This is a genomic window from Robiginitalea sp., from assembly GCF_049588695.1.
Taxonomy (GTDB): Bacteria; Bacteroidota; Bacteroidia; order Flavobacteriales; family Flavobacteriaceae; genus Robiginitalea.
Genome location: NZ_JBAVZJ010000390.1, coordinates 1 through 2,142 on the forward strand (window position 1 = coordinate 1; position 2,142 = coordinate 2,142).

Genomic DNA, 2,142 nt, shown 5'->3' on the forward strand with positions numbered 1-2,142 from the left:
GCCGAGACGACCCTGCTTCTATATTTGGATGGAAGGTATTCCATAAACAAATCGTAATCCGTTTTATCCAAACCATCCGCTATATTGTGATCCCGGGAGTAGTTCAGACCAATTTTCGAGGGATTCCGCTCTGAGATCAGGTCCATCAAACGGGTCCATTGGTCGGGTTCCTGCTCTTTATCCCATGCGGATGCAATACTTTCGCCAATATTGTAACGGGCGACGGCGAGTTTATCGATGGTGCCTTTTGAGGTATCCCTGTAGAAGAGCAGAATGGTCCTCCTTCGCGCATTGAGCCAGGTGGCCGGCAGCATAGTCCTCAGCACAGGATCCTCGTTGTACTCCCTGGAGATGAGCACCCACATATCAATTCCCGCCCGGTCCATCAGCACCGGTAGAAGGGAATCCAGGCGTTCTTTCAGGAGTTCATCAACGACCTTTGCCCTTTGTACTTCGGGCAATACACCCTGAGAAATCCCTAGAAGACTCCAGAACAGGGCAATAACAAATATTATATTTTTTATCATCTATTCGCCTTTAAACAATTCGCGTAGTATTTCAGGGCGCTGGATTTTACCGGATTTCCCCTCCTTAAAAGTTTCCAAAAAATATACAGCTTTGGGCACTTCGTACTTCTCCAGTAGACCAGATTCCTGAACCTTTGCCATGAGTTCTTCATCAGGTTTTCCCTCAGCGACCAATACCAGTTTTTCCCCCAAGACCGTATCGGGAATTCCCGTGAGGAAAAATCGTCTGTTAAGAATAGGCTCGAGGCGGGTCTCCAGGAGTTCGGGTACCAGTTTCACCCCTCCCGAATTTACAATATGGTCGGCCCTCCCCAGCCAGTAAAAGCTCTGGGCATCCTGCATGGAAACCAGGTCGTTCGTTTGAATGGGGTCTTTGGAGAGGAATGGAACGTAAACTACCAGACAGTCGTTTTTATCCTGCTCAAGTGTTATTCCCGGCAAGGCCTGAAACGCAGGCGCCTCCCCGGGGGAATCCTCATTTTCGGGCGGATTGAGTTTTCGCAAAGCGATATGGCTCGCGGTTTCACTCATGCCGTAGCTTTCATAGACGATCGTATTTTTTCCAACAAGCGCTTCTCGCAATTCTTTGGAAACCGGGGCTCCTCCTACAAGAACTTTCCCCACCCGGTCGATATCTTTGAGGGACGCCTGAAGTTGCATAGGCACCATGGCTGCAAAATCGAAATCCTCCGTCACCGACCACAGCGGAGTCCGCTCCGGCGCCACAACGGTCAACTCCCATCCGAGCGTTAAAGCGCGAACCAGCATCATTTTTCCGGCAATACTGCTCACAGGCAAGCACAAGAGAGTCCTTGTTCCTTCTCCCAGATCCAGAAAACCCCCAGTGAGCAATGCGCTTTTGACCATGGCCTTTTTAGATAAATGTATCTCCTTCGGAGACCCCGTAGAACCCGAGGTTCGTTGCAGGATGTGTTCAGACTCCGAAATCCAATCCAGTAAAAAATCGCCGATCTCCCTTTCATAGGGATCCCCTTCCTTCACCAGGCTATAGGCCACCTCACTCAAATCGGCATAGGCTATGGGCAGGCCATTAAATGAAAATGCAGTATTGAATTCAGTTACCATGATGTATCTTCTTTTAAAAGTTTACGGGCTTCCTCCTGGGATAAGACCCTGCCAGTCAGGCGCTCCTTCCAATTCGTCCAGCCGTACTTCCTGCCAAAAAAATACAACAGGAGTGGAAAGATTACAAAAATAGGAATATAAGCATCCCAACTCAGTCCGGGCTCTGCGACATCCTTTAGAATGGAATCGGTCTGGAAGGCGGTCCAGTCTGCCGTAACCAAAAGTGCGGTCACCAAATTATTGGCAGCGTGAAACCCCAGGGCCAATTCCATCCCTTCGTCCATCAGGGTTATAATCCCCAGAAAAAGCCCTGTACCTATGTAAAAAACCATAATGCCCGGGCCCAGTTTTCCCACTTCCGGATTTCCCAAATGCATCAGCCCGAATATTGCCGAGGTCACCAGCAAGGGCACCCATTTGTTCTTAAAAATGATCCCCAGTCCCTGCATCATATGACCGCGGAAGAGGTATTCCTCAAAACTGGTCTGCAGGGGGATGAGCAAAATAGCAACTACGGCCAGTTTAAGAA

2 protein-coding genes and 1 pseudogene are annotated in these 2,142 nt (G+C 49.3%); all 3 read right to left on the reverse strand.

Annotation, left to right across the window (positions count from 1 at the left end; all coding sequences use genetic code 11):
* Positions 1 to 524 (reverse strand): annotated as a pseudogene (locus WBV75_RS09200) (M24 family metallopeptidase); the annotation flags it as partial.
* Between the two features lie 3 nt (positions 525 to 527).
* Positions 528 to 1,613, reverse strand: a complete 1,086-nt coding sequence (locus tag WBV75_RS09205; RefSeq protein WP_424120330.1) for an AMP-binding protein — start codon at positions 1,611 to 1,613, stop codon at positions 528 to 530.
* Positions 1,607 to 2,142 (reverse strand): lysostaphin resistance A-like protein (locus tag WBV75_RS09210; protein WP_424120331.1); only part of this gene is annotated, 536 nt, incomplete at its 5' end. The genes WBV75_RS09210 and WBV75_RS09205, both read right to left, overlap by 7 nt.

Bases quoted from the DNA above. Each gene is read 5' to 3' on its own strand.
- WBV75_RS09205 (WP_424120330.1), bottom strand. From the start codon at position 1,613: ATGGTAACTGAATTCAATACTGCATTTTCATTTAATGGCCTGCCCATA.